General features: G+C 63.9%; 2 protein-coding genes and 1 pseudogene. All 3 read right to left on the bottom strand.

All coding sequences use genetic code 11. The annotated features are described in order from the left end of the window. On the bottom strand, nucleotides 1-1,377 hold a 1,377-nt coding region (locus U5771_RS34955; RefSeq protein ID WP_322028151.1), incomplete at its 3' end, for an IS66-like element ISBcen19 family transposase. Nucleotides 1,378-1,440: 63 nt separating this feature from the next. After that, nucleotides 1,441-1,788 carry an IS66 family insertion sequence element accessory protein TnpB gene (gene tnpB, locus U5771_RS34950; RefSeq protein ID WP_322028150.1) on the bottom strand — a complete coding sequence of 116 codons (348 nt, stop codon included), beginning with the start codon at nucleotides 1,786-1,788 and terminating at the stop codon, nucleotides 1,441-1,443. A 28-nt stretch (nucleotides 1,789-1,816) separates the two neighbouring features. Then, nucleotides 1,817-1,904: pseudogene (locus U5771_RS34945) on the bottom strand (transposase); the annotation flags it as partial.

The following is a 1,904-nucleotide window of genomic DNA, read 5'->3' as shown; positions in this document are numbered from 1 at the left end:
TGATCCGGCGAACAACCAATTGGAACGGCCAACTGCCCACGGACGGATCTGGTTTTCGACCCAGTTGTTGTCGATCGGCACATTCCCGTCATCGAGATAGCGCGTGAGTGCGTTCCATCGTTTCAGGCTATAGTCCAACGCCTTCGCAATCGCCGAGCCCTCCGCAACGAGTTTGCGCTGCGCCATCAGCCACTCATAGAGGGCGTCGCACACCGGCTTGGCCCGACGCTGTCGAAGCCGCTGCCGTTCGTCGGCATCCAGTGCTGCGGCCTCGCGTTCGATTTCGTAGAGCGCGGTAAAGAACGGCAGGGCCTGCCCCGCAACCTGGCTGCTGTGGTTGGCATGCAATTCAAAGAACTTGCGTCGGGCATGGGCCGCGCATCCGATCTCGGTGATGCCGTGCTGGAACGAGGCTTTGTACCCGCTGTAGTCGTCGCATACCAGCTTGCCGTGCCAGCCCTTCAGGAACGTGCGAGCGTGCGCACCGGCGCGGCTCTCGGCGAAGTCGTAGACCACCGCGCGCAGTTCGCTGAACTGAGTCGACGTATACGCCCACAGGTATGCCCGGTGCGTTTTGCCCTTGCCAGGACTGAGCATTTGCACCGGCGTCTCGTCGGCGTGCAACACCGCCTGTTGCAGGATGGCCTGGCCGAGTGCGTCGACCAACGGCTGCAACTGCACGCCACACCGGCCCACCCAGGCACCCAGCGTGGATCTCGGGATGGCCAGTCCCGCACGACCAAAGATCTGTTCCTGGCGATACAGGGGCAAGTGGTCGCCGTACTTGGCAATCAGCACCTGCGCGAGCAACCCGGCGGTGGGCATGCCCTTGTCGATCACATGCGGTGGAACCGGCGCCTGGGTCAGCGTCTCGCACGCCTTGCACACCCACTTGCCGCGGATGTGCCGTTCCACCGTAAACACGCCCGGCGTGTAGTCCAGCTTCTCGCTCACGTCCTCGCCGATCCGTATGCGTTCGCAACCGCACTGGCACGTTATACTGTCTGGTTCGTGATGGACGTCGGTGCGTGGCAGTTGCGGCGGCAGTGGTGCCCGTTTCGGCTGCTCGCGTTGCCGTTCAGCTCGCGTCGGCTCGAGTTGCTCAAGCTCCATCTCGATGGCAACCAAGTCGCCATCGATCGCCTCGTCGAGCAGGTTCATCTGCTCGCTGTTGAGCTGTTCGCTGCGCCGGCCGAACTGCTGGCGCTTGAGGATCGAGACCTCGTGGGTGAGTTGATCGATACGGGTCTGCCGGAAGCGGAGCTCGCGGTCTCGTTCACTCGCTTCCCGTTCCTTCTCCTTGACCTCGGCAATCAGTTGCGCGGCAAGGGCGCGCAACTGTTCCGGGTTGAGTGCGTCGAGGTCCGCGGGGTTCATGCAGGCCAGTCTGCCAGAACCCTGCCGACGGAGGAAGCGCGACTGTTTACCTCCCCGCCGGATTTAGACGACGCGGATCACGCCATCCTCGCCGATGCGTTGCCAGGGCAAGCCCAGCACCAGGCCGGCCAGTTGTTCGTGCGTCAAGACTCGCTGCTTGGGTTCGCTGCCGATGTGCGGCCACGCGAACTGCCCTTGATTCAGGCGTCGCGCGGCCAGCCAGATGCCGATCCCGTCGTGAATCAGGACCTTCATGCGGTTGGCGCGCCGATTGGCGAACAGATAGGCATGGTGTGGGTGCGCGGCGCCGAACACCTTGACCACACGCGCCAGGGTCGTGTCGAAACCGGCCCGCATGTCCAGTGGATCGACCGCCAGCCAGATCTCGTCGACACGAATCACCGCAGCCACTCGCGCAGCCAGACGGCACACTGGGTTGCCTCGGATAGGCCGCGCTGATGGCCTCGGTCAGCCCCTTCAGGCCATCGACCACGGCGATCAGGATGTCCTGGCAGCCGCGCGTCTTG

Source organism: Burkholderia sp. BCC1977 (genome assembly GCF_905339595.1).
Classification (GTDB): Bacteria; Pseudomonadota; Gammaproteobacteria; order Burkholderiales; family Burkholderiaceae; genus Burkholderia.
Note: the sequence above shows the minus strand (reverse complement) of the source record. Positions and strands in the feature narration are given on the sequence as shown.